This is a genomic window from Calothrix rhizosoleniae SC01 (assembly GCF_900185595.1).
Taxonomy (GTDB): domain Bacteria; phylum Cyanobacteriota; class Cyanobacteriia; order Cyanobacteriales; family Nostocaceae; genus Calothrix_A; species Calothrix_A rhizosoleniae.
Map to the genome: position 1 here is coordinate 1 of NZ_FYBH01000036.1, position 25,826 is coordinate 25,826.

General features: G+C 40.3%; 23 protein-coding genes. 12 read left to right on the forward strand and 11 right to left on the reverse strand.

Annotated elements, in window-relative coordinates; all coding sequences use genetic code 11:
- The 4 genes from CALSC_RS01850 to CALSC_RS01865 all read right to left on the reverse strand — a co-directional run.
- Positions 1–1,169, reverse strand: a 1,169-nt coding sequence (locus tag CALSC_RS01850; RefSeq protein ID WP_143288124.1) for an iron uptake porin, incomplete at its 3' end; no start/stop codon positions are given.
- A 536-nt stretch (positions 1,170–1,705) separates the two neighbouring features.
- A complete protein-coding gene (locus CALSC_RS01855; RefSeq protein ID WP_088239727.1) occupies positions 1,706–1,984 on the reverse strand; it encodes a 4a-hydroxytetrahydrobiopterin dehydratase in 279 nt (92 codons plus the stop codon).
- A gap of 532 nt (positions 1,985–2,516) precedes the next feature.
- Positions 2,517–4,745 (reverse strand): DUF5682 family protein, encoded by a 2,229-nt coding sequence (locus CALSC_RS01860; RefSeq protein WP_088239728.1) that lies wholly within the window; start codon positions 4,743–4,745, stop codon positions 2,517–2,519.
- Positions 4,746–5,245: 500 nt separating this feature from the next.
- Positions 5,246–5,629 (reverse strand): hypothetical protein, encoded by a 384-nt coding sequence (locus CALSC_RS01865; RefSeq protein WP_088239729.1) that lies wholly within the window; start codon positions 5,627–5,629, stop codon positions 5,246–5,248.
- A gap of 591 nt (positions 5,630–6,220) precedes the next feature.
- Between CALSC_RS01865 and argJ the strand changes: the two genes are divergently transcribed.
- The gene (argJ, locus tag CALSC_RS01870) at positions 6,221–7,462 is read left to right on the forward strand and encodes a bifunctional ornithine acetyltransferase/N-acetylglutamate synthase (protein ID WP_088239730.1); all 1,242 of its coding nucleotides are present in this window, start codon (positions 6,221–6,223) and stop codon (positions 7,460–7,462) included.
- A gap of 344 nt (positions 7,463–7,806) precedes the next feature.
- On the opposite strand, the gene CALSC_RS01875 is transcribed toward argJ, so the two are convergent.
- From CALSC_RS01875 to CALSC_RS01890, 3 genes are all read right to left on the reverse strand, one after another.
- On the reverse strand, positions 7,807–9,540 hold the full coding sequence (locus tag CALSC_RS01875) for a R3H domain-containing nucleic acid-binding protein (RefSeq protein ID WP_088239731.1): 1,734 nt from the start codon (positions 9,538–9,540) through the stop codon (positions 7,807–7,809).
- A gap of 80 nt (positions 9,541–9,620) precedes the next feature.
- On the reverse strand, positions 9,621–10,808 hold the full coding sequence (gene ldpA, locus CALSC_RS01880) for a circadian clock protein LdpA (protein WP_088239732.1): 1,188 nt from the start codon (positions 10,806–10,808) through the stop codon (positions 9,621–9,623).
- A gap of 187 nt (positions 10,809–10,995) precedes the next feature.
- On the reverse strand, positions 10,996–11,817 hold the full coding sequence (locus CALSC_RS01890) for a M90 family metallopeptidase (protein ID WP_088239734.1): 822 nt from the start codon (positions 11,815–11,817) through the stop codon (positions 10,996–10,998).
- A gap of 94 nt (positions 11,818–11,911) precedes the next feature.
- Between CALSC_RS01890 and CALSC_RS01895 the strand changes: the two genes are divergently transcribed.
- The 3 genes from CALSC_RS01895 (at position 11,912) to CALSC_RS01905 (ending at position 14,692) form a co-directional block, all read left to right on the forward strand.
- On the forward strand, positions 11,912–12,397 hold the full coding sequence (locus CALSC_RS01895) for a hypothetical protein (protein ID WP_143288125.1): 486 nt from the start codon (positions 11,912–11,914) through the stop codon (positions 12,395–12,397).
- Between the two features lie 363 nt (positions 12,398–12,760).
- Positions 12,761–13,099, forward strand: a complete 339-nt coding sequence (locus CALSC_RS01900; RefSeq protein ID WP_088239736.1) for an NfeD-like protein — start codon at positions 12,761–12,763, stop codon at positions 13,097–13,099.
- A 243-nt stretch (positions 13,100–13,342) separates the two neighbouring features.
- A complete protein-coding gene (locus tag CALSC_RS01905) occupies positions 13,343–14,692 on the forward strand; it encodes a flotillin family protein (RefSeq protein WP_088239737.1) in 1,350 nt (449 codons plus the stop codon).
- A gap of 60 nt (positions 14,693–14,752) precedes the next feature.
- Here CALSC_RS01905 and CALSC_RS26195 read toward each other — a convergent pair whose 3' ends face one another.
- Positions 14,753–14,893 carry a hypothetical protein gene (locus CALSC_RS26195; RefSeq protein ID WP_159460549.1) on the reverse strand — a complete coding sequence of 47 codons (141 nt, stop codon included), beginning with the start codon at positions 14,891–14,893 and terminating at the stop codon, positions 14,753–14,755.
- 63 nt (positions 14,894–14,956) lie between these two features.
- Here CALSC_RS26195 and CALSC_RS01910 point away from each other — a divergent pair, with 63 nt between their 5' ends.
- From CALSC_RS01910 to CALSC_RS01920, 3 genes are all read left to right on the forward strand, one after another.
- Entirely contained in the window at positions 14,957–16,234 is a 1,278-nt protein-coding gene (locus CALSC_RS01910) for a flotillin family protein (RefSeq protein ID WP_088239738.1), read from the forward strand.
- Positions 16,235–16,306: 72 nt separating this feature from the next.
- Entirely contained in the window at positions 16,307–16,918 is a 612-nt protein-coding gene (locus CALSC_RS01915) for a Uma2 family endonuclease (protein WP_088239739.1), read from the forward strand.
- 1,302 nt (positions 16,919–18,220) lie between these two features.
- Positions 18,221–20,044: an FHA domain-containing serine/threonine-protein kinase gene (locus CALSC_RS01920; protein WP_088239740.1), complete on the forward strand. Its 1,824-nt coding sequence runs from the start codon at positions 18,221–18,223 to the stop codon at positions 20,042–20,044.
- A gap of 227 nt (positions 20,045–20,271) precedes the next feature.
- Here CALSC_RS01920 and CALSC_RS01925 read toward each other — a convergent pair whose 3' ends face one another.
- On the reverse strand, positions 20,272–20,847 hold the full coding sequence (locus CALSC_RS01925) for a DUF924 family protein (RefSeq protein WP_088239741.1): 576 nt from the start codon (positions 20,845–20,847) through the stop codon (positions 20,272–20,274).
- Between the two features lie 5 nt (positions 20,848–20,852).
- Positions 20,853–21,410, reverse strand: a complete 558-nt coding sequence (locus CALSC_RS01930) for an SRPBCC family protein (protein WP_407641871.1) — start codon at positions 21,408–21,410, stop codon at positions 20,853–20,855.
- Positions 21,411–21,732: 322 nt separating this feature from the next.
- Here CALSC_RS01930 and CALSC_RS01935 point away from each other — a divergent pair, with 322 nt between their 5' ends.
- The 3 genes from CALSC_RS01935 to CALSC_RS01945 all read left to right on the forward strand — a co-directional run bounded on the left by CALSC_RS01935 (position 21,733) and on the right by CALSC_RS01945 (position 23,705).
- On the forward strand, positions 21,733–21,927 hold the full coding sequence (locus CALSC_RS01935; protein ID WP_088239742.1) for a hypothetical protein: 195 nt from the start codon (positions 21,733–21,735) through the stop codon (positions 21,925–21,927).
- A gap of 206 nt (positions 21,928–22,133) precedes the next feature.
- Positions 22,134–22,295 (forward strand): rubredoxin, encoded by a 162-nt coding sequence (locus tag CALSC_RS01940; RefSeq protein ID WP_088239743.1) that lies wholly within the window; start codon positions 22,134–22,136, stop codon positions 22,293–22,295.
- A 177-nt stretch (positions 22,296–22,472) separates the two neighbouring features.
- On the forward strand, positions 22,473–23,705 hold the full coding sequence (locus CALSC_RS01945; RefSeq protein WP_088239744.1) for a BaiN/RdsA family NAD(P)/FAD-dependent oxidoreductase: 1,233 nt from the start codon (positions 22,473–22,475) through the stop codon (positions 23,703–23,705).
- 77 nt (positions 23,706–23,782) lie between these two features.
- Here CALSC_RS01945 and CALSC_RS01950 read toward each other — a convergent pair whose 3' ends face one another.
- Positions 23,783–24,361 carry a TetR/AcrR family transcriptional regulator gene (locus tag CALSC_RS01950; RefSeq protein ID WP_088239745.1) on the reverse strand — a complete coding sequence of 193 codons (579 nt, stop codon included), beginning with the start codon at positions 24,359–24,361 and terminating at the stop codon, positions 23,783–23,785.
- Between the two features lie 98 nt (positions 24,362–24,459).
- Between CALSC_RS01950 and CALSC_RS01955 the strand changes: the two genes are divergently transcribed.
- Positions 24,460–25,056: a hypothetical protein gene (locus CALSC_RS01955; protein WP_088239746.1), complete on the forward strand. Its 597-nt coding sequence runs from the start codon at positions 24,460–24,462 to the stop codon at positions 25,054–25,056.
- An 11-nt stretch (positions 25,057–25,067) separates the two neighbouring features.
- Entirely contained in the window at positions 25,068–25,670 is a 603-nt protein-coding gene (locus tag CALSC_RS01960) for a hypothetical protein (RefSeq protein WP_200817533.1), read from the forward strand.
- Positions 25,671–25,826: the final 156 nt, after the last annotated feature.

The following is a 25,826-nucleotide window of genomic DNA, read 5'->3' on the forward strand; positions in this document are numbered from 1 at the left end:
TCTTGACCATCACTAGGATTATCTGCTTCTGAAGCCAGGTAACCAATTCTCAAGGAACTGGGTCTTAATCCTAAGAGACCGGAGTTTTCACCAAAGTTAAAGCTAACTGCGGCACCAGCTCCACCACCAATACGGAAAATAGGAGCTTCGGTAGCAAAGGTAGACAGAGCGCCTTGAGCACCGTCAGTACCAGCGAAGAAGTAGGGGTTGTTGACAGCAGCATACTGACTGTGTCTACCACCAGTTGCAGCGACATAAACACCTACAGGACCAAAGGGAAACTCATAAGTCAATCGGTCTAATTTTACTTGATTGCTGTTTCCAACAAGGTTGAAGGTTTGTAGACCTTCAGCAGTGCCTATGGATTCATCGTTATCATCACGAAAATCAAAACGGTTGCTCGCGTTACCAGCAGTCAGACGAGTTATCAATTTGTCTTGTCCGGTGAAGCTGGTGTTTAAATTCAGACGCACACGGTTTTGAAAGACTGTGTTATTGCTATCGCCTGTATTGTCACCAAAGGCATCGGTGATGGCAAATACAGCTTCACCTTTCAATTTAGTGGTGGTAGAAAACTGGTTGGCTTCCAACTCAGCAGTTCTAGCTTCTAAGGAATCTACCCGTCCCCTCAAGGTAGCTAATTCCGCAGAAAATTCTTCTTGTAACCTTTGTAAGGTAGCTAAGTCTTCTTTTGTGACCAAGTCTGCTGTAGCAGTAGCAATTAACTCATTCACCCGATCCAAACAAGCGTTTAAACCTGCGGCAAATTCATAACGAGTTAATGCTCGGTTTCCTCTATAAGTCCCATTGGGATAACCTGCAATACAACCATAACGCTCTACCAAGGATTGTAATGCTTGAAACGCCCAGTCTGTAGGCTGGACATCTGAGAATTGAGAAACTGAAGTTACTTGGGATACAGAAGTACTCTGCCCTTCGTTACTATAGTTCTTTACGTTTTGTAATATGTTGGCATCATTTTTTTGTTTCTGTGCCAACAGTTGTGGCTTTTGAGCTACTTCCTCTACTGATACGGAAGTAGTAGCAACAGAAGTATGGGATTGTTTGGCGCTAGCATTGGGAACGGCAAATGCTGCCGTTGAGAATAGCAGTGTCGCACCCAATACAGACGGGCTAACTACCAAAGACTTGAATAGTATTTTTGACATCATTTCTGTGCTCTCCTCGCACCTCGTAGTACTTTTTGTTGCACTTAACCCCCAAACCGTCAGTTTGAGTGTTTACATTTGTGAGTGAGGCATATTTAACCTAATCATAATGTTAGTGTTTAAGTAAGCAATCATTATGAATTTAGGTTAATTTTTTATGGGAATATTCTATGCAGGTTGTTGACTTTCATAATGAAAGATTATGAAATATTAAATTAACTCGACTGCAAAAAATATACAGGGAGTTCACCTTGATAACTGGCACACATGTAGTGGCAAAATAGCCAATAGCTGTTCTGCTTATGTGTGTGATTTATCAAGACAGTCTAGCTGAATATTCCTACATAGAAAGCAGCATCAGGGTAGATGTTCCCCAGAAATTAATACATACTGTTCTCTCCAGGTAAGCAATTTCAGTTATCAGTTATCAGTTATCAGTTTCCCCATCGATAAATCGAGGGGCTTGGGTAGGGGAAAAATTTTTTACTTTTCCCCAAATAGAATTTGGAGGCTTGATACCGATTACTGTTTGGTCACTAGATCGCAGAAATTACTTGAGCTAGGTCAAAATCTTTCTGAGTTAATCCCCCCGCATCGTGGGTTGTTAATTGGATTTTAACTTTATTATAAGAAATTTCTATGTCTGGATGATGTCCTGCGGACTCTGCGGGTGCAACCAGTCTATTCACAAAATCTATTGCTTCAACAAAATCTGCGAATAGGCGGTTACAAATTAGCATGCGACCCTCCACAGTCCAATCAGACAAATCACTGACCTTTTGGTTGATTTCGGTTTCAGTAAGTAATTGAGCCATATCAATATTATATTTTTGTTGTCGTTTTCTGTAAAAATTTAATAACCAATATAATTATCGTTATCCAATAGACATAACGAAGTTTAAAAATATGTCAAAAAAATAAAATTGTGATCAGACCTAAATTAGGATAAATTTTGCTGATTCACTCTCAGAATTCGGAATTAATTTATTTAGACTTATCCAGATAAAACTATCCGCTCTTACATTAGATCGGATGATCTATGTAAGAGCGGTGTAGTGGGTCTTCAGGTTACAACCAGACTGCCGGAAGGATCTCCAAGCTTGCCTAGTAACTTGAGTCAACTTTCGTCTTACAAGAAGACTAATGCGTACTCTTAGAGAACAGCCCCGGCACACAGCCGGCTAACTGTAACCTGATGACCCATAGATATACTACCTTCAATCATGGGCATCACCTCCTTGTTGCCTAAGCGGTCTTAGTCTCAAAGGAATCCAAAATCAGATATTAAAAAATATCCGGGATTCGTGGTTACTGAAAATAACTATAGCACATGGAAACACAAAGGAGTCAAATTCCTAATAGCTGAGTAATTGTGGGTAAAACAACCGCAGCATTCTCTTGATTAAACTCACTACCCTCCACAGTATGAGATTTAACGCGATCGCGATTTCCTTGCTTGACTTTTTCTCCCATTTGTCGTTTTTCTGGTGAGGAAAAGGTGGCAAAGGTACGTCGTAACAAGGGTAATAAAGTGATAAAGGAATCTGCAGATAATCCAATCACCCAATCATCCAGCACTTGCCAGAGAATTTCATCATGTAGAAGTAATAAACCACTACCTTTTAAAAATCCTTCAATCCAAGCAGCTGCTTGGGATGGCTCACTAGCAGTGGAAAGGGCAAATCCCATGCGTTGTGCGGTTTCTTCAATGTCAAAAATACCTGCATCCAGTAATAAGCGACAGCAGCGACCAATAAGTAGGTTATGTATGGTGCGATTATTGGCAATTTGGGTTAATACCTGCTGCCACAGTCGTAAATGTTCTTGGTTTGACAACAAAGCGATCGCACCATTTACCTTCATCATATTTTCATACATTACCCCTGCGGCATTGTCATCTAAGGAACCACAAGCACTGGGTAATCCAATACAAATACGTGTCACCAACCCATTAACTACATGGCTTACCATTGCCGTATCTGTTTGCCGAACATTACCATAACGCATGACATTGGCTATGGGTGGTAATGCTGCCATTAAATGAGTCACATCCTGAGCTAATGCTGCGGCATTTTCCAAATTAGACATGACATATGCCACAGCATCGGGTAAATCGGACAAAATTACTTGATTTAGCAGGGTGGTGAGGGTAGGTAACTCTGGAGATTGATTTGATAAATCGCAAGCCTTGTGGATGGCTGCATCTTCTACTCGATTTCCCCAAATCCCTGCTTCAATTAGACTGACTGCTAATTCTGGCTGCCATTGCAATCGCCATAGTTCATGAAAAGTGCCTTTTTTCCCTCCTGTTTGTTGGAGTTGTCCCCAAGGAACATCTAAAATATGCAGGCGATGTAGTAAATGTGATCGCTCTAAATCGTTTTTCTTCCGTAAATCCAAATCTAGGATCTTTTCCGTCCCATCTGCTGTCATTCGTAACCGCTTTTGTTGGCGAAAAAAATCTTGTTGTAAGGGCAACATTGGCGTATCTGGGGGTACTTGACCCAAACGTTCCCCCACAATCAGTTTGTCATGGATGAGCTCCATTGGTAAATCCCGACCAAAGCACATTACCGTTTGGGTAGCTTCATTTAATTCCAGCAAACCAGGCAAAGGGCGATCGCGCAAAGCTGCTAGAGATTCTGCCAATCTTACCGCTTCAATCACATGGGCGGAAGAAGCCTCTAAGTCCTGCTCTCGTAATAAATGTGCGACCCTGGTCATCCAGCCAATACTAATCATGGAGTGACGATTATCCCGACATTGGGTTGACCACAGGTGGTGATACCAACCAGGAGATTCTACCCCTGCGCCATATCCACTTTTATACGAAAGTCTACTGTAATTCCACGGTATCCAAGTCGCCTCTACTTTCGTTTTTGGCAGTCCCTTCAATAAAGCTATATCTTCTTTAGCTGGAGGCATATCTTGCAAAGCTGGAGCATGCCAAGCACCACAAACCACAGCGATTTTTGATGCACCTGCCTTCTGGGCACTACGAATGGTTTGCCGCATATATGCTTCCCTTTGTGCTTCAATGGGATTTTTCCGTGGGGGAATTTCTTCACGTACAGCTGTCATGGCTGACAAAATCGCAGTGAATAAATCCACACTATCGCCGCGCTGTTCTACTAAATGCTCCCACCACCGTTCAGTGTCGCTATAACCAGCAACTTCTGCTAGAGCAAGTAGGGGATCTATTTGTGGTGTATCCTCAAATCCCTCATCAGTATCCGGTTGTGTTTCATTTTGGGATGCAAATGCTAACCGATGGGTTTGAGGTAAATCCATAAACCGCACCGGGATATTATGGGTTAGACCATAATCCAATGCTTGCCATTCTGGAGAGAAAATAGCAAAAGGATAGTACACACAATGATGAGGTTTACTGGGAATATAAATTAGTAATGCCACTGGTGGCTTCATTGCTGGTGACGTTAACAATGGCAACACAGCTTCTGCATCCGGTGGTCCCTCAACTAGAATAGTATCTGGTTGGAGTTCTTCTAAAGCTCGGCGCAGACTGCGAGATGAACCGGGACCATGATGGCGGATACCAAAGATGTGCACTGTCATTTCAGTTACCAGTTATCAGTTATCAGTTATCAGTTGTCCTTCCTACCAAAAAATGAGGTTTAAACGTAGAGAAGAGTTTATTATTTGGTTGATATTTTCAAGTAGGGCTTTCAGTTCATCAAAACACATCTGTGATTGATCCGCCAACCCAGAAGCAAGGTTTAGGTATAGGGCTACGCGCAAGTAATAAGTAGGGAGTAGGGAGTAGTTCCAGCTTCTTTATTTCTATTCTTTTTGCCATCAAAAATAACAGATGCAAGGATTTTAAACCTAAAATCCTAATTTCCTTGCACGCCCTTCCCCAATAAAATAGCCTCAAAGCATTGATAAATCAATATTTTTCAGTTATTCAGCAGACCCTAAGTAATAAGTTTACTGTTCATAGGTTTGGTGCCTCAAAAATGTCCTAGCGTGCTTTGGTAATGCTGCATTTGGCAAAAAAATAACGCACTGTTAAATATGGTGCGTTGAGAGAAATCATAATTTAGCAGTAAATTTGATTATTTTGTGCGATCGCTAGTACTGGAATTAGGTACGAGAATTATTGGTAAACCAGGTTTAGCAGAATTATTTTGTGCTTGTTGTTTACGGAATCTTTCTTGCTGTTTTTTTCTATATTCTGCCGCAGCTGAATCAATCGTCCCTTGGCTTTGATAACTATCCCAGCTTCTTCGTCTAAGCCTGGCGCAGTGAATTAGGTTAAATGCATTGAAATTTTGACCAATAGCAGCACAAGGATCGTTTAAATTCTGGGAGTCAAAGCCTCCCGGTTGGTTATCTACCTGGTTCAATTGAGCTACGCTTGGTTGGGGTGTCAACAAGGAAACAAGACTAATTCCAGCTGCAACGGCAAAACTGGTAAGTGGTAAAAATACAGTTTTCATAGATTTTTGACCTGAAATTTTATAGAAAGAAACGACACATTGAAAAGCAGTTCTGATGAAACAATTTCAACACCAAGGATAAAAATACCTCTTTCTCACTCCCAACTCCCCATTTTCAAATCAAAAGTAAAAAAGCGTAGAAGGTGTGACTTGTTTCTTCCATTATTACCCAATCTTAATGATATGGTGCCCTTAAACAGAGTCAAGGCTTAAGGGGAAAATAACTACTTTGTACAGTGCTTGTGGGCAAACTTAAAATCAACTCTAGAAAAAAAATTCCATCTATTTCTCATTTACAGATATTTTGGTGAGTAAAAAATAAAAAAGGGGTTTGACCCTTTATCCCTAAGCTGATATAGTATGCTATGTAGATGCACCCTGATGATCTGGAGAGCTGCCCAAGTGGCTCTCTATTTTTTTTTAACCACTATATATATTCACAACCACCTGTTGTTACTGAGTGAATGCCAGTTTATGAAATGGCTATAGCAACTAGGAGCAGACCAACAGAAAAATAACTCCTGGGAATATTGAGGGCAAAACCTTGATATAATCCCCTGGCAAGCAACTAATGGTTGTGGGGAAATAATCATGGCGCAATGGCAAGAAATTACCGGTGGAGTGACAGCACCCAAAGGGTATCAGGCAGCAGGAATTAAGGCTGGATTAAAACCTTCTGGTTTACCCGATTTGGCACTAATAATTTCTGATGTAGAAGCGATCGCTGCTGGTGTGTTTACTACTAGCCAGGTGAGGGCTGCTTGTGTGGATTATTGTCGGCAAAACTTGCAAGCAAAGCATGGCGCTCGTGCTATTCTTTGTAACGCTGGACAAGCAAATGCAGCTACAGGAGAACAAGGGGTATTAGATGCGGTAGAAAGTGCCCAGCTATTGGCAGGTGAGTTAAATATTTCTCCAAAATCAATTCTTTTGGCTTCTACGGGGGTAATTGGGCAAAGGATAAAAATGACAGCTATGGCTAGGGGTATTCCTCAACTGGTAGCAGAATTATCACCATCAGCTTCTGATGCCGCAGCCCAGGCAATCGTGACTACAGATTTAGTCACAAAATCCATTGCTTTAGAAACTACTATAGGCGATCGCCCGGTGCGGATTGGAGGAATTGCCAAAGGTTCGGGAATGATTCACCCCAATATGGCAACTATGCTGGCATTTGTGACTACCGATGCGGCAATTTCTCCCCATCTTTGGCAAGAAATGTTAAGTCGGGCTGCTGACAGAAGCTTTAATGCCATTACCGTTGACGGAGATACCAGCACCAATGACTGTTTAATAGCTTTGGCAAATGGTCAATCCCGCACCCATGCCATTACTGAAAAGGGACAGGATGCAGACAAATTAGAAGCAATGCTCACAGCAGTATGCCAGCATTTAGCAAAAGCGATCGCTCGTGATGGTGAAGGTGCGACTTGTTTAATAGAAGTACAGGTAACAGGAGCCCAGGATGAAAAGTCGGCTCGTCAAGTTGCTAAAACCATTGTTGGTTCTTCTTTGGTAAAGTCTGCTATTTTTGGTAGGGATCCCAACTGGGGACGTATTGCTGCTGCTGCGGGTAGGGCAGGGGTACAATTTGAACAGGAAAATCTCCGCATCCAGTTAGGAGATTTTTTGTTAATGGAAAACGGTCAGCCGTTACAATTTGATCGTCCTGCTGCGAGTATGTATCTCAAACAAGCATCAGAGGGTGCGTATTTAAAGGAAGATACGGTGTTAATCTTAGTCAATATTGGTAATGGTCATGGTTCAGGTATAGCCTGGGGTTGCGATTTAAGTTACGACTACGTGAAGATTAATGCTGAATATACGACTTGAAAATATGGCATTGCTGAATCGTGGAATGATTTTGCCCAATTTTTCACGAATTTTCAATGAAATCAGAAGGTTGATTTTCTGGCAATAGCCCAGAAATTTTGGCGAATTGAAGGGAGCAAGGGTCTAGGAGATTTCCAGAATTAAAATTACCAGACGATTATAAATTCACCTTAGGGGCGCAAGGCTTGCGCCCTTGTCATTGGTAAAATTATTTCCAGAAAAACCCTAAGTCCCCCACCATAATCTTTGATTTGGTGGCTTGCAATTGGTGGTGAATTATAAGCCCCACCATATTGCACTCCTTCTGCCTTCTGCCTTCTTCAATAGTTGACTGCTAACTGAAATCAGGCGGGATAAATCCGCAAACGTCGATTTGGCTCTTCCCCAAAGCTATTGGATTTTAAACGATAATGCTCTACTAATTCATGTTGCATTTTACGCACTTGGGAAGAGCGAGGCAGTAATTCTACGGGCTGACCTTTAGGGATGACAATTTGCTCTACAGCAAGTCTTGCTTCTTCCAAGGCATCCATCTCATCATCACTGCCACTGTGTAAAAAAAGTTGTAGCTCCTTCTCATCACCAACTGCTGGCTCGTCAATATGTAATATGCGCCGCAGTCCCCTAGTAATTTGAGGAATTGTGCTAGATTTTATCATCTGGATCGGTAGATGGCGGGCTTTAGCCATGTGGCGCAATTTGGCGTGATTTTTGACATGCGATCGCAGAGCTAAAATAGCATCAGAGCTATCTAGGTCTTTTGTTAAAACCACCGGTAGATTTAATACTTGAACGATTTGTTCTAATTGATGACGACTAACACCATAGGGATATACATGCAATGGTAAGTCTTCACCATTGGGGCCCGATTGTCTGGCTTCGTCAAAATCAAAACCACTACTATAGTTTAAAGATTGATCTAGTAAGCGATCAAATTCATTCTTGCTAGTACCTTGCTCTCTGTGCAGTTCCAATGGTGGTAATGCTTGCATTTGTCCAGATGACCGCCAGCCATTGACTTGCTTTTCCGCAAACATAGATTCTGGCTCTTTGGGCTTTTGTCCGCGACCATTAATGGCAGTTAATTGGCGAACAATCTTTACTTTACCATTTTCATCTACAGTCCTAATTTGAGGACTAGGTATACGTCCCCGTAATAAATTATCTACGGTGTCGGCAACACTTTCATGGACTACCCATTTTTGCCGTTCGGTCATTTCCACAGCAATTTCAAAGGTAGGGGGTGCTTTCCTTTCGAGAACAGTTTTCTGACTACCCCGTCTTCTGGCTTCATCATCTCCCAGAGTTACAGCTTGAATACCACCAACTAAATCGCAGAGAGTGGGGTTTTTGATCAGGTTTTCAATCTGATTACCGTGAGCCGTCCCCACCAACTGAACTCCTCTTTCAGCAATGGTGCGAGCAGCCAAGGCTTCCAACTCTGTACCAATTTCATCAATGACAATAACTTCTGGCATATGGTTTTCCACAGCCTCAATCATAACTTGGTGCTGTTGCTCTGGATGAGCTACTTGCATCCTGCGAGCTTTACCAATAGCTGAATGGGGAACATCGCCATCTCCAGCAATTTCATTGGAGGTGTCAATAATCACCACTCGCTTATTTAAATCATCTGCTAACACCCTAGCTATTTCCCGCAGAGCAGTGGTTTTACCCACCCCCGGACGACCAAGCATGAGAATTGATTGTCCAGTTTCTACTAAATCGCGGATCATGCCAATGGTGCCAAAAACAGCCTTACCAATGCGACAGGTTAAACCAATAATTTTGCCGGTACGGTTGCGAATGGCACTGATCCGGTGCAATGTTTGCTCTATTCCGGCTCGATTATCTCCACCAAAGGTTCCCACTCTTGATATACAATCATCTATCTGTGCTTGGGTAACAGGTATTTCACTGAGATACTCAGTCAGATTGGGGAAACGAGCCTCTGGACGACGACCCAAATCTAACACCACTTCTACTAAAGTATCTCGTTGGGGATGCTTCTCTAATATCTGCCTCAGGTCTTGGGGCAAAATGTCTAACAACTTTTGGAGATCGTCTGTAATCGTCATGCTTTCTATGGTGACGTTTTTAGCGATGGGGAGAAATATTACTTACCTCGGTAAGATAAGTATCCGCAGTACTCTTAGAATTAAGGGTACTGTTGTTGTAACTTGAGTTGGGAAACAAGAGAATGGGCAAGGGAAACAGCTTGCCAGAGTAAGTCTGGTTCTGTTTCTAGACGGACATTAACTGGTACATTGGCTTGATTCACCTCCTTTACTTCTAGCTGTTCTAGAACTGATGACAGCAGTACTCGGGCGTAGCTACCGTAAGCAACTCCAGCAATTTTGGATTGATGATTTGAGATTTCTCCCCTTGGGGGGATACAGGGTGAGTTGGATGGGGATTTTTCTAATCCAACATCTAAAACTGGCAATCTGAAATCATTTAATAGTCCCATTGCCTTGAGCTTGGCAACGGTGTAACTGTTGGTTCCTCCGGCTAATTGCACATATCCCGGCAACTTGGCTGTCAAAACTTTTTGCCCAAATTTCACGGTTGTCAAAGTGGTTCCTTTACCAATATCTCCACTCATGGGACGACCATCAGTTTGCCAAATCAAGGGGCATGGTAAAGGCGCGATCGCTGCATACAAAGATTTCATGTATTCAATCACACCATCTCCATCAGGACAGCTAATTGCCAATAACTTCAATTTATCTACCCACGGCAAAATAGCGCTCCATAGTCGTTTAAACCCTTCTAAACGCCCAATTTGAGTATGAATTTCTATTGCATCTACCCCTGATGACAAGATCAATGGTGCGATCGCTCCCGGTGTTGAGACATAAGATGATGTATAAATTATCTCATAAGGACAGGCTGGGAGGCAACGACCACAGCCATAACATTTTTGTGATATGACTCCAGAAAAATCTTCTAATTGATTATTATTAAATACTATTGCTTGTGCTGGACAAATATTCTCACATGGTCTAATACATTCTGGAGGGCATTGAGTGGAATCGAATTCTGCTTTGCGAAAATGGGGATCTTCGCCATCATTGAGACTTACCATCAATAATGGGGATGTTTTCTCAGGATTGAAACCTTTTTCTTGGGCTAATTCCACAAAATCTTTGGCTACTTGCAAAGCTGATTGTGCTGCGGTAATAACTGCCGGATCCGCAGCCACATCAATACAGTCAGCACCTGCCAATGTGTAGGCTAATGTTAGGTTCCTCACAGCAGGCAGATGTTGCAAACTGGCTCCGCAAATTAGCTTGAACCAGTGACCTTCCTCTAAAGCTTGTAAATGGTTGGATAGATAAGCCACTCTTCTATTATGCTACGTGAAAGAGAATATCTGCTCTGTTTCTGAAAAATATTTTGCATATTTTTTGCAAATGCAGGGACATATGCCCAATATGCAGCCTCACGTTTACCGAAAATAATGGGTCTAAAGCCTCCCCTTTGTAAAGCGAGCAACACGAAGTGCGGGTTTAGAAGTAAAAAAACACTAATTACAACCATTTCATCGGTTCCACCTGATAATAACCTTGCAATAATTCATACAAATTCTGGTGCCTTTTCAACAACTGTTGTGGTTTTTCAAAAAAAGTCTCTGTAGCCACCGCAAAAAATTCTGCCGGATTTGTTGCACCATAACGATCCATGACTATCTTTTTTTTCCGTTCAATATCATGACAAAGTTGTTGATATTCTGCTGTCATTACCTCTGCCCAAATTTGATAATCTGACTTACTTTTTAAAATAGGAACTCCCTCAGCTTTACCATCTTCCTGGTCTAATTGATGGGCAAATTCATGCAAAACTACATTATGGCCATCTTGCCAATTGAGAGTATCTTGTTTTACCTGTTCCCAAGACAAAACAAGTTGATCCTTACTCCAGGATTCTCCTAGTCTGGCAGTGCGCTTTTCTTCCACTACATAATTACTGGTGGCAATAGTTTCATTCACAAAATAAGTACTCGGATAAACTAAAATTAACCGCAACCTAGGAAAATATTTACCCCTTTCATTGAGTAACAATAAACAAGCAATAGCAGCAACAATTACTTTGATTTCTTCTGTTACCTGTAAACCTTGACAACCGATAAATTGTTTTTCTTTTAAAAATACCTGAATGTGTCCCTGGAGTCTGCGGCGCTCGGAAGGGGAAAGACGAGGATAAATAGGCAGATTATTTTCAATAATTGTATTCCACAGAGGGGGAAAAGGAATATGTTTAATCCATTTGTGGTGCTGTTTAGTTAAAATAGGACTGATTAAAATCCAAGTTACAATCAGCACTGTAATCAATAATATGATAAGTACTTGCATTTTTGAGATTAGGTAGATATTCCTAGCATTCTTTCTCAAGATAGCTGATGGATAAATTTTAATTAAAGTGCTTTTCTATACATAATCAATAGCTATGCAAAATGCGATCGCTTATTCTATGAATAGTTGGCTACAAGACAACCCAGGGATTTTCCGGTTATTGCACTTCTTGGATTGGTCAGTTCATCACCCTATCATTAGTTTGATCTTACTGGTATTTGTTATTGCTATTTTAGCCAGTATTATTAAAGCTATTATTCGTTTAATTGAAACAGCTAGTTGGTCAATTATCCAAATACCGTTGAAGCTGCTATTAGCTGTTTTACAATTGATTTGGCTATTAATTACTAAAGTTAGTCGGTTGATCATCTACAATGTCAACCAAACAGCAAAAACAGATAGCTTACCCACATTAGAGCCTACTGATTCTTCCATTATTGCTACCGACAAACAAAAAAGACTAGCGGAAATTTCCCAGCGATTAACAGAACTAAAGCAGGAACAAGAAGAACTATTACAAGAAGTAACTATCCTTGTGGCAGCAAAGCCGCAAAAGGTAAATTTTTATAAAGACAATTAATAAGTTATACGTAAATCTGACATTCAGGATTGATGTCTTTAAAATGGAAACTGTATATATTTAGGAATTACCCAGCCGTGACGATAATTCATGTATTTGGGATTGCTTCCTTGGGTTGCAATGGCTGTATTGACGTTTTTCCTGTGTAAATCCTGATATTTTTAGAGGTTCGTATAGTTCATAAAATAAAACCATTTTCAGGCATGATGTCATTTATAACTCACAAGTAGAAAAACTGAAATTGGTCAAAATTTACAACGTAGTACTACGCTTTAAGGTTAGGACAGATTGAGAAGCTAAAATCCAGATATAGCAAGCTTTTTCCTCCTGCCTCCTGCCTTCTGCTATACCGTATAAAAAAAGATGAATGCTCAAATTATTTTGCTTATTTTCATAGCCATTGTTGTTGGTATGTTATGCGGTGCTGCAATTGTGTTGTTGATTGTGGTAAAACGTCGTAGCCAACGGGTAGATAGTATGATTTCTGCTCACAATGCAATCGGTCTTTTTGCCATGGTAGAAATACCTTTCGACTCTACCAGTAAAGGAAAGGTCAGGGTCAAAATCCAAAGTTCTACCGTGGATTTTATTGCCAAAACTGATAATATTCAAGGCTTTCAAGCTGGAGAGCGAGTATTCATTGTTGATGCTCGGGGAAATCAGGTATGGGTTGTCAGTGAGCATTCTTTGAAAAAAGAGTGAAGGAGTGAGGGAGTGATGGTTGATAGTTGTTAGTTGTTAGTTGGTGGTTGGTAGTTGATGGTTGATGGTTGATGGTTGATGGTTGACGGTTAACTATCAAAATTTCTTCTCCTTGTCCCCCTGCTCCCTGCTCCCTGCTCCCCTGCCTCTTCCTGACTTTGCCATCGCCCTAGGACGATTATCTTGGAACATCCCCTGTAAAAAACAAGTTATAAATAAGACGAGTTAGAAGTATAAATACTGATGTCAGAACTTTTTGTTACGCACAATCTATCTACCATCAAATTGGCGAAAGTCCAGCCAAGTAATCCAATTACATCCATACACAAGCAACAGGTGGGAGGACTAATTGGTGCTAGTATTCCCATTGCTTTGGGGATATTTGGGGCTATTGTCTTAGTATGGTTTGTTCAGTCTTTTTTGTGTATCTGTAAACCCAACGAAGTCCTAGTCATATCCGGGCGGAAGTGGAAGACTAAGGATGGGCAAGAGGTAGGATACCGAGTATTAGCCGGAGGAAGGGCTATTCGGATTCCCATTATAGAAACAATTAAGCGCATGGATGTAACTACCATGCCTGTACCAGTGGAGGTAAGTAATGCCTATTCTAAGGGAGGAACCCCATTAAATATTCAAGCGATCGCGAATGTGAAAGTTTCCAGCGATCGCAATATTGTAGGTAATGCGATTGAACGCTTTTTGAACAGCGATCGCCGGGAAATTGCCCGTGTAGCTAGGGAAACATTGGAAGGGAATTTACGGGGGGTAGTTGCAACCTTAACTCCAGAACAAGTAAATGAGGATCGCCTGCAATTTGCTGAGCGCATCACCTCAGATGTAAGTCGAGATTTAATGAAATTGGGTTTACAACTCGATACCCTAAAAATCCAAAGTGTGTCCGATGATGTGGAATATCTCAGTTCCATTGGACGTAAACGAATTGCCATCATTGTTCAAGATGCAGAAATTGCTGAATCTGATGCTTTGGGGGAAGCTCAAAGAATAGAAGCGGAATGCGAACAACAAGCAGAGGTAGCTAAAACTCAGAATAAAATTGACATCTTAGAAAAAGAAAATGAACTGCGAGAACTGAAAGCCAAATTAGAACAACAGGCTCGTTCCGAAGAAGAAATTACCATCGCTACTGCGAATGAAAATCGAGCTAAGTTTGAACAAAAATTGCAAGCACTGCGGGCAGAATTAGAGCGTTTGCGCTTGGAAGCAGATGAAGTACTACCTGCTAAAGCATCACAACAGGCTCAAGAACTCCAAGCAAGAGGGGAAGCGGCTAACCTAGCAGAAAATGCCAAAGCCGCAGCTTTAGTGAACGAGATGTTGACACAGGTTTGGCAAGAAACTGGGAAAGATGCTTCCCAATTGTTCTTAATTCAGCAAATCGAAACGATTTTACAAGATGCAGTGAAGATTCCCAGTAGATTATCTTTAGACGAAATTACTGTGGTGGATAACGGTGATGGTAAGTCCCTAGCAAGTTTAGTCAAAGTGTATCCAGAAATTTTATCTGAGTATCTAGAAAGTATTAATAAAACCCTAGGGATTGATGTTGTGGGTACACTTACTGGAAGTAAATGAGTTGATAGTTGATAGTTGATAGTTGATAGTTGATAGTTGGTAGTTGGTAGTTGGTAGTTGTTAGTTGTTGGTTGATGGTTGGTGGTTGGTGGTTGGTGGTTGGTGGTTGGTGGTTGGTGGTTGGTGGTTAACTATCAGAATTTCTTCTCTTTGTCCCCCTGCTCCCTGCTCCCTGCTCCCCACACTTCCCACACTTCCCACACTCCTTTCACTCCTTCCCTCTGGCTATCGTAAATAAATCATAATTAATCACGAATAAATAAAATGGAAATAATTGGTTTATTATTAGGTGTTTTTGGCTTTGGTTCGGCGGCTGGTTATTGGGTAATCCGCAATTTTTACCATATTTGTCAGCCTAGCGAAGTACTAATTTTTGCCGGTAGTAGAAGTCAATCTTCAGATGGTCGTAGCGTTGGCTATCGTCTAGTTAAAGGTGGCAGCAGTATCCAGACACCCCTATTAGAACGCACCTTCCGCATGGATTTAAGCAATATGATTATCGATTTGAAAGTATCAAATGCTTATTCCAAAGGCGGTATTCCTCTGAAAGTGGATGGGGTGGCAAATATTAAAATTGCTGGGGAAGAACCGACAATTCACAATGCTATTGAGCGTCTGTTAGGTAAAAGCCGAAAACAAATTGAACAATTAGCTAAGGAAACACTGGAAGGGAATCTTCGGGGTGTGTTAGCTTCTTTAACACCGGAACAGGTAAATGAAGATAAAATTGCTTTTGCCAAAAGTCTTTTGGATGAAGCAGAAGATGACTTAGAAAAACTAGGTTTAGTTTTAGATAGTTTACAAATCCAAAATATCTCTGATGATGTCCAATATTTAGATTCTATTGGGCGCAAACAACAAGCCGATATGTTGCGGGATGCTCGGATTGCAGAAGCTCATGCTAAGGCAAAATCAATAATTCGTGAATCGGAAAATAATAAACTGGTAGCATTACGACGGATTGAACGAGATTTAGAGGTTTCTAAGGCTGATGCAGAAAGAAGGGTGAGAGATGCACTTACCAAACGAGTGGCGATGGTAGCGGAAGCAGAATCAGAAGTTGGAGCAAAAATTGCTAAGACTCAAGCAGAAGTTGCTGTGCAAAAAGAACGGATCAAACAAGTGGAACAACAGCTAGTAGCAGATGTGGTGGCTCCTGCTGAGGCTGAATGTGAAAGAGCGATCGCTAAAGCTAAAGGTAATGCCGCTACTATTATTGAAGATGGTAAAGCACAAGTAGAAGGAACAAAGAGTTTGGCAGAATCTTGGCAAGCTGCTGGTGCTAGTGCTAGGGAAATCTTTCTTTTACAAAAGTTAGATATATTGTTGAAGGCAATGTCTTCTAGTATTCCTGAAGTTAATGTCAAAAATATAACTATGGTTGATGCTCAAGATGGTAGTAATGCTACCAAAATGGCATCTTTTATTGAGCAATTACGTCAAACTACTGGTATGGATGTTGTAGAGATTGTCAATAGAATAACGGATAAAAAACCAATTCAGTTAGATAGAATTGACCCAGAATCCAAACATCATCATTAAGTTTTATGTGAGTTTGGATGGATGGAGGTAGAAGAGACTTAAACCCAAAATCAAAAAACAGAAAGGTGCAACATGACACAGGCACTACCAAAACTAGTAACTTTTGAAGAATTTATTGATTGGTATCCTAACACAGGAGTAAACTACGAATTACATGATGGGGTGATTGTCGAGATGCCGCCACCAACAGGTGACCATGAAAAAGTTGTGGGATTTTTAGCACGTAAGCTAACTGTGGAGTTTGACCGACTCAACCTACCCTATACCATACCTAAAACTGCATTGGTTAAACCTGACGTAAATTCCAAAGCTTATTCACCTGATGTCTTGTTATTAAACCTGGACAACTTAAACAATGAACTGTTATGGAAAAGACAATCAACAGTTACCCAAGCCCCATCGGTTCCATTGGTAGTTGAAGTTGTAAGTACCAACTGGCGTGATGATTATTACAAAAAATTTGCTGACTATGAGGAAATGGGTATCCCTGAATACTGGATTGCTGATTACGCAGCTAAGGGAGGAATAAAATTTCTTGGCGACCCAAAACAACCAACTATCTTTGTGTGCGAACTTGTTAACGGTGAATACAGGATGAATCAGTTTCAAGGCAATAGCCGAATTGTTTCTCCTACTTTCCCTCAACTAGACTTAACTGCTCAACAAATTTTCGATGCAGCATGACTGACCGAAAAAGAAAAGGATACAAGTCTCCGGATTTATCTGTGGAAAAGAAAAAGTATTTTCCTTATTTCAAGCCCCTCGAGTTATCGATGGGGTAACTGATAACTGAAATGACGATACTAGGTTCGACAATATTTATGTCAGGGAAGCTCACCGAAGGTATGGTCTAAATGAAATAAAGCTGGAAAACCAATAAACCCAATGGGGTGTTTGATATTTTGGAAGCAAGTAATGTATGATAATATACACCAACTCAGCCCTTAATATTAAGGGTTAGCCCTTCTCTGAGTAATGAAATTTAAGATGGCGGACTGAGAACCCTATTATTAAGTAATACTATAGGTGGAAGGCCGTCTCAGTTCTTAAATTTCTAGCTTCTTGGTTTCATCCCAAATGAAAGGAAAACTTTGCCGTTAACCTAATCTCGAGGATGAAGCGATGTGCAGGAGAGGTAATCTAGATGCTAGCGGTGGTAAACATTCATTAACATTGCTTTGCCAAAAAATTCGAGTGTTCGTAAGGCGTTTGCTTCCTTTTTTGCAAGCCTTCGCCGCGTTACTAGTTGATCCTAAAATCGCTGGGATCATAATCTGAGCTGCTCTCTTAGAGCCATTTTTAAACAGTAATCTCCCTTTTCTTTTTGAATGGGGAGATTTTTGTTCTGGTAGGAGGCGTAAATATAACGTCGCCTAGGGGTCATCGTTCCAAAAAAGGAAAACTGTACACTAACAGCTCAGTGTTCACTCATTTTCGACTCGAAAATTTAATTAAGCCTTACAGCCTTATAGGTCTTGTAACCTAGACGATTCATCCAATTCAAGCATTGTACTACTTATATGATTTGACCATATTAATAGGGGAATCAAGTGAATTTCGCAACGATTCTTCCAGATTTAATAGTTATATCCTTTATAGATTCTATGCAACATCATTGTCAATTGATATTATATGTTTCAGAATTTAATCATATCCTCAGCTAATTGCATGGTACCATACACTATTTTTTTAAAATATTTGTGTATTACTTAACCATATTTATATTATTAAATAATGATAAAAATAAGGGTTTTTAAAATATGCCAAACTGGCAACATAAAATTATGTGATTTGTTATTTATGTATTACCAGGGCAATTTTATTACTATTTTTTTTGACAAACAAGCTCCTTTTGCATATGGTCTTAAGATGTCATCACATTTATTTTGTCATCCCAAAATACCAGAAAATATTTATATTTATCAGGGATTAATAAGGCTATATGGGGAAGTGTAAAAGTAATTTTTTATATATCACCATCAACATATGATTGGTCAGTTACTAGCAGGACATTATAAAGTCCTTAAAGTTTTGGGTGAGGGAGGTTTTGGGCAAACCTACATTGTGGAAGATATCCACCTCCCCGGCAAGCCTAAGTGTGTACTCAAACATCTCAAACCTACTAGTACCGACCCCAAGGTTTTAGAAGCAGCCAGACGATTATTTCGCAAAGAAGCAGAAACTTTACAACAGTTAGGTAATCATGAGCAAATACCCAGACTGTTGGCTTACTTTGAAGAAAAGCAGGAATTTTACTTAGTACAAGAATTTATCTATGGGCATCCTCTGGGTAAAGAATTACCTCCAGGGAAAAAATGGACAGAAAGCCAAGTTATCCAGATGCTCATAGAGGTATTAAAAATATTAGAATTCGTTCATTCTCAAGGGGTAATTCATCGGGATATTAAACCTGATAATCTGATTAGAAACGCCTTAGATCATAAATTATTTCTCATTGACTTTGGGGCAATCAAACAAGTACGTAGCCAAGCTGCAACGACTTCCAGGGAAACCAACCAAAGAGTAATGCCTTTAGGGAATCGTTTGGCAATGCTTTCAAGGGGAAACGCACAAAATGCGATCGCTTCCAGTCATAATAATATTACCATTGCGGTGGGAACCCCAGGCTATATGCCCTCCGAACATATCCGCAAGGTACCCCGTCCCAGCAGTGATATTTATGCTTTGGGGATGATGGCAATTCAAGCACTAACAGGTATTCATCCCCATAAACTCCAAGATGATCCCCACACAGGGGAAATTGTATGGCAGCATTTAGCCTTTGTGAGTTCAGAACTAGCTAGTATTCTCACTAAGATGACGCGCTACCATTTCAAGGATCGCTATCAAACAGCAACGGAAACATTATATGCATTGGAGGAATTGGTACAAACTTCAGCAGTAGGTTTACCAATTCTCCAGCCGAGCTTAGAGACAATTTCCCTCCATGAACTCACCTTAGAGTGGGTACAGGATGAGGAAATCAAAATGCGGAAAATTTTGGAACACCAGCATAGTAAAAACCCTGGTAGAATCCGTATTGGTAGAGACCCAGAACAGTGCGATATAGTTCTTCTAGAACCTACTATATCTGGCTTACACGTAGAAATTTTTTTCCATCCCCAAAAGCAAAATTTTTACCTGCGGAATTTGCGCCAACAAAATCCTCCCATTTTGGATGGACAATTACTTTTAGCTGGTGAAATGCCTTTGACAACTGGTAGCAGTCTTCGTTTGGGACACCAGGTATTTACCGTTAGTGATATCACTTGTAAGGATTACCCTGCTGGTTACACACCTATGGATTGTGTCCCAGACTACGAGATTGTACCCCAAAAACCAACCCTCAAAACCATGAGGTGGCAACAACCTGCTTCCCGAGCTCAACCAGTTCAGGAATTGGCACCCAAATCCATACCAGTAGTACCACCGACTATAGCCCCCACAGTTTCGTTGAACAACAAATTAGTCTTAATGATTGGGGTAGGGGTAGTAGGTTTCCTGACTACTATTGCTGGTTTACTTTTATTTAAAACGGAAAATATAGTCGCCACTAAACCAGAACGGAATTTCATCTCCCAAAAATCTCAATTATGTCGTGAGGTTGCACCTACTCGTGGTCGAGAATCAGCCGATTTGCATGTCAATCCCCAAAGAAATTCCAGTACTTTTCAAGAACTAACTAAGGGGGATATAGTTTTGTTCATGCAAGTGCAGGGTGATTTTGTCAAAGTCAAATTGGATAATGGTACTCAAGGCTGGGTTGTATGGAATCAAATTAGACCTTGCAGTATTTCTCGCCACCATTGACGATTATTTTAGGATTTTCGCCTTATACCATTTTAGATTTTAGATTTTAGATTTTGAGGACACTGTGGTCTTGAGGAGCCAGCGTTGTAGACCGGTTTCCCCCATGAAACACTGTCCAGAATTGTGAAAGATTTACTACATAAGCTTTTCTTTCTTTCCATCTGTCGTAATCATTTTTCTCTCTTGGTATGAACTGGTGCGTAATACCTATATTTGTTCATAGCGATTTAAAAAGATGAGCCAGACCCTTGTAAGAATTCCTGCTCTTCTGGGGTAGACAATCTACCTAAAATTTCATTGCGATGGGGGAAACGTCCAAAACGTTCAATGACTTGCCGGTGACGGATAGCATAATCAATAACACTAGAACTATCATCACAATTTGTGAGTTGTCTAAATAACTCTACTGATGTGTGCTGGTGCTCTATATTTTCACTGTGTTCAAAGGGTAAATAAAAAAACCAGCGTTGCACTGGTAAAAACTTTTTATCGTAGCCTTTGGCAATTGCTTGTTGTGCTACAGATAATGCTTGCCAATCAGTCGCAAAAGCATCAGGAGTACCACGAAACATATTTCGAGGAAATTGATCTAAAAGTAGAATCAGTGCGAGACAGTTTTGTGGTAATTCGGCCCAATTATCCAAATATCCGAATGCTGCTTGCTGATAATCTGAGAAAAACCAGGTACGGATTTCTTTGTCAAATTCTGCTTCTTTGCTGAACCATATTTTCCTCGGTTTACCGTAACCTGGTTGATCTGATTTACCAAACCAAAAATCTAAAATTTCTCTTGCCCGCGACATGAATTTTACTTACTTTTACAAATCACCTGTCGCATTTTACGCATATTTGTGGGTAAGTCAAAGTTCATGGCTTGTTGAATTAAAATTGATGGTACAGGAATTTCTGGAGTGGCTTTTACTGTATAAGTTAAAATAGTTCCCTGACCATAATCTTGCAGTTCTAAGTTGGAGTTAAAGTCCTTGAAACTACCTCTTTCTAGGTTGAATTGAATCTGTTTACCTATTACTTCTACTACATTCAGATAAATTTCTACTTGAGCTGTGAAAAATAAAAATGCTTTTTGTGCTGCTTGATAAATACGCTTCACCTCACCTTTGTGCATAATTTCACTTCGTGTTAAGTCGGGGAAATATTGTACCCAACGAGGATAGTCTGTGAGTTGTTGCCATACTTGAGAACGCAGCAATGGTAGATACATACAAGCAGTTACAGCACCACCCCAAGCAGTGTGTGAACTTGTTTGGATGAATATTTCACCCTGAATTAATAGATTCTGTTTTTCTTGACTCCGAAGCATTTCTAAACCTCTAGGAAGTGAGTCTGAGATAGTTGATATCATAATTTCAGTTCTTCCTCAACACCAATAGTAATAATTACTCAACACAAACCAGATGCAATTGAAATTGATATCAACTTAATAATTTTAGTTCCAGTAAAACACATCAGCTTTGTTATAAATATTAAAGTCTGTGGCTATTATTGACTATATTGACAGTAATTTTGTAAAGATATTGCCAAGTTATGTTATTTTTTTAACGATAATAATGTCAATTTTTGTTGAAGTGTTTATCGGGGTGAATACCAATCATGATTGAAAATTGCTTAGGAACCTATACCCGTAGGGACTTCCAGTCAAATTGAAAATAGTGTGGAGGAGAATTTAAGTGAGTCAATCTAAATTCAATCGCAAATTAACTCAGGGTTTTGGTATATTCCTGGGAGTAGCCATTGCAGTTTATATTCTGCGAGGTTTACAAATTCTCACTTTTATTCCCGGTGGAATTATAGCCATATTATTTTTAGTTGCGATCGCTTTTGGATTTCTCAGCTATATACAACGAACTTGGTGGCGGTTTTGAACAGCTGTTAGTTGGTAGTTGGTAGTTGATGGTTGATAGTTTAAAGTACTTCACTCTTTCACTCTTTCACTCCTCCACTCCTCCACTCCCTCACTTCATCACCATCCATCATTAATTTTTGTCAATGCTCCAAGTACATATCTAGAAATATATCCCCCAAAGCTTCTAATATTTATACACAGTAGGCAAAAATAGGGGAAACCAAAATGGAAAATTATGTTTGCCAAACCTGCGGCTATGAATACCTTCCTGAAGTTGGCGATCTGGACTCAGACATACCACCAGGAACGCCATTTGGAGAATTACCAGATGATTGGGTATGTCCTGTTTGTGGGGTAATGAAAGAAGACTTTGAGCCTGTAGAATAATAACATAACCCAAGTTGCAGGTTATCAAATTTTGGGCGTATCTTTATCATTAATTCAGGCGATCGCTCACAAGAGTAATTAACAACTTGGGTTAATATAAGGTAAGCAAATGACAGAAAAATCGTTAATCTAGATGGTATAAATTTGAATTTATAGTGATTAGGGAAAATATCGTCTTTGCAAACTCGGAAAATTATTGTAATTGGGGGCGGTGCTGCTGGTTTTTTTGCGGCGATCGCAGCTGCTGAAATTAATCCCCATGTCCAGGTTACTTTACTCGAAGCCAGTCGCAAACCCCTAGCCAAGGTATTAATTTCTGGGGGTGGACGTTGCAATGTCACCCATGCTTGCTTTGAACCAGCTTTGTTAGCTCTAAATTATCCTCGGGGTGGAAAAGCATTACGAGGCGCTTTCACTCGCTTTCAAGCCAAAGATACCATTGCCTGGTTTAAACAACGGGGAGTCAAGTTAAAAACTGAGGCTGATGGACGGATGTTTCCTGTGACTGATAATTCCCAAACCATTGCCGATTGTCTGATGGAAACAGCCAGGGTTGCGGGTGTAGATGTGCGGATTGGCACACCTGTTGTGCAAGTCAAACCCACAGACTCAAATTTTGCCGTTATTCTCAAGTCAGCAGAAGTCCTGGAATGCGATCGCTTACTATTAGCCACAGGAAGTAATCCCATAGGTTATAAAATTGCCCAAGACCTAGGTCATCTCCTTCAGCCCCCGGTTCCTTCTTTATTTACCTTTAATATCCCCGAACCCAAGCTGAGGAAATTAGCAGGTGTCAGTCTTAATTCGGCGCATTTACGTTTATCGGTATCAGGAATAACACCACTAGAACAAATTGGGCCCTTACTCATTACCCATTGGGGTGTAAGTGGCCCAGCAGTGCTGAAATTATCCGCTTGGGGTGCAAGAATTTTACATGATAGTAATTATCAAGCCACTTTAACAATTAACTGGCTACCAGAATTCAATCAAGAACAGCTCAGACAGCAGTTGTTAACAGTGAAAAACACATCAGGAAAACGAGCGATCGCTCTACACCGTGGTGTCAATTTACCCCATCGCCTCTGGCAATATATCCTTGAACGGGCAGCTATTGATACAGATACTCGATGGGCAGAAGTATCTAAAAGTACATTAAATAAATTAATCACAGAACTTTCCCAAGGGGAATATTTAATCCACGGGAAAGGAGTGTTTAAAGACGAATTTGTCACCTGTGGTGGAGTCAGTCTCAAACAAATAAACTTTAAAACTATGGAAAGCCGAGTGATTCCCAGAGTTCATTTTGCGGGCGAAATATTAGATATTGACGGTATTACTGGTGGTTTTAACTTCCAAAGTGCTTGGACTACAGGTTATTTAGCAGGGTTAGCAATGGGAGATATAGCCTAAGAATTAAGTAATAAGTAATAAGTAATAAGTAATAACGCATGGTTCGCCCATTTTTTTGAAGTTGATGAAAGAACAGACTAAATGGTAATTCCGTTAAAGTAGCGTTGAATTACCATCTTTTGTTGCTTGGAATTGAGACATTTTTTTTGAATTAGAGAGTCTAAAGCAATACCATTTACCAGAGCTAAGAGGGTATTGGCTTCAACACCCGTATCTATACCTTGACGAATTATTTTCGCTGACTGCAATGCCTCTAATTCCCGTATAATTATCTCACGCAGTTGCCCCGCACTAGTTTGGTGTTCGAGCATTAACGACTCTCTACCCACTGCATATCCGAGAAATGCTATCCAAACTTTAAGTATTTCTTGCCTTTTATTATCTAGAGGCAAAAACGCACAGAGCATCTCTACTAGTCTATCAACGCTGACAGGTCGCTCGGCTACTTCCTGCATTGCCTGTTTGAGTTTTTCTGTGACTCGATCAAGGGCATATAAAATTAATTCTTGTTTGTCTCGAAAGTAATGAGTCACCACTCCCGTCGTACAATCCAATTCTCTAGCGATCGCTCTGATACTAGTACGGTCTAAACCTTCTCGGACAATAACTTTCCAAGCTGCTTCTGAAACTTCAATGCGTCGATCTAGTTGGGGCATAAGAAAACAAAAAAGATAAATTTATACTTATCTTGACAACTTATCATAACAGTTGTTATCTTAAATTACATAACAACTGTTATGAGGTGAGGGCAATAATGTCGATCAGTAAGAATTATTTATTACCTCGTCCTGGTTTGCCAGGTTTGTTAGATCGGATCGCAGGACCAAAAGCAACTACCGCCGAATTACTAATACAGTTTATTCCTCCCGCAATTTTTGCGATGGTTGCGCCGATTTATGCCCAAAACCTACCCTTAGATTGGACTCTTGGGCAATTAGGATTAATTTCTCTTCTGGGATTTGATCTAATAGGAGGAATTCTCACTAATGCTACTTCTTCTGCCAAACGCTGGTTTCATCGAAGGGAACAAACTTGGCAGAATCACTTAGTCTTTGTCAGCATTCATCTTGTTCATATTTTCCTGGTAGCACTATTATTTCGCAACTCAGATTGGAGTTTCTTCTGGATTGTGTCTAGCTATCTGATTGGTTCATCGATCTTGATTTTGAGAATTCCTCTTTATTTGCAACGCTCCCTAGCACTGGGACTTTATAGCTTGGCACTATTGGGCAATCTATATCTGTTTGACCCAACCCCTGGATTAGATTGGTTTCTACCTTTGTTTTTCCTGAAACTTCTAGTAAGCCATTTACTTAATGAAACCCCCTATCAACCTAATGAAATCCGCTAGTTCACGCTCAGTTGTTTACATTTATTAATTCGTTAAAATTCACTCTTGAGGTAACCCACATGACTACATTGAGTAAATTTTTCCAAGCTACAAATTTTATTAGATATGGAGTTATTGCTTTCCTAACTTTATCTTCTGGCTTATTGACAACTTTGATTCCAGGAGGACTTATTGAAACCCGTAGCTTTGCTCATATTAACCCTTGGATTTTAGGAAGTTTTAATACTTTTCTAACTACTCTAAGTTTGGCTAGCTTACTACTAATCTATTTTGTTTGGCAGGGGTATCGTGGGGCTTTTGTGGCATCTTTCATATCAGGTCTATCCTACTTTCTAGTGTATGTCCTAGATTTAGGACATTTATTTCCCGTATCTCCTGATGCTATGCCTCCAGTACTTTTAGCAATTGAAGTTCTAGGAACGATTATTTCATTACCGTTGATGCTTATTTCAGGTTTTGGAATTAAGAATAATACCAAACAATTAGCTCAGAAACAAAATCCTCAATTAGATCGTGGCTTGGCTGGGAGTAAACAGGTTGGTATGGCAATAGGCATCATATTGATTGGAATGGGAATCATCACTTTTGCCACTCGCTCTGCCATGGGGCTGTAATACCATTTTTCTAAATCCTGGCTACAGATAATTCTCTCCCTGCTGTCCATGTGTAGTTTTATTTTGGAGAATTGGTATAAATTTTCGTGGGAGGATGTTGAAATAAAAGTTTCTATATGTCGTACAAAGTGCCTATTAATGGGGGAATTATCTGAC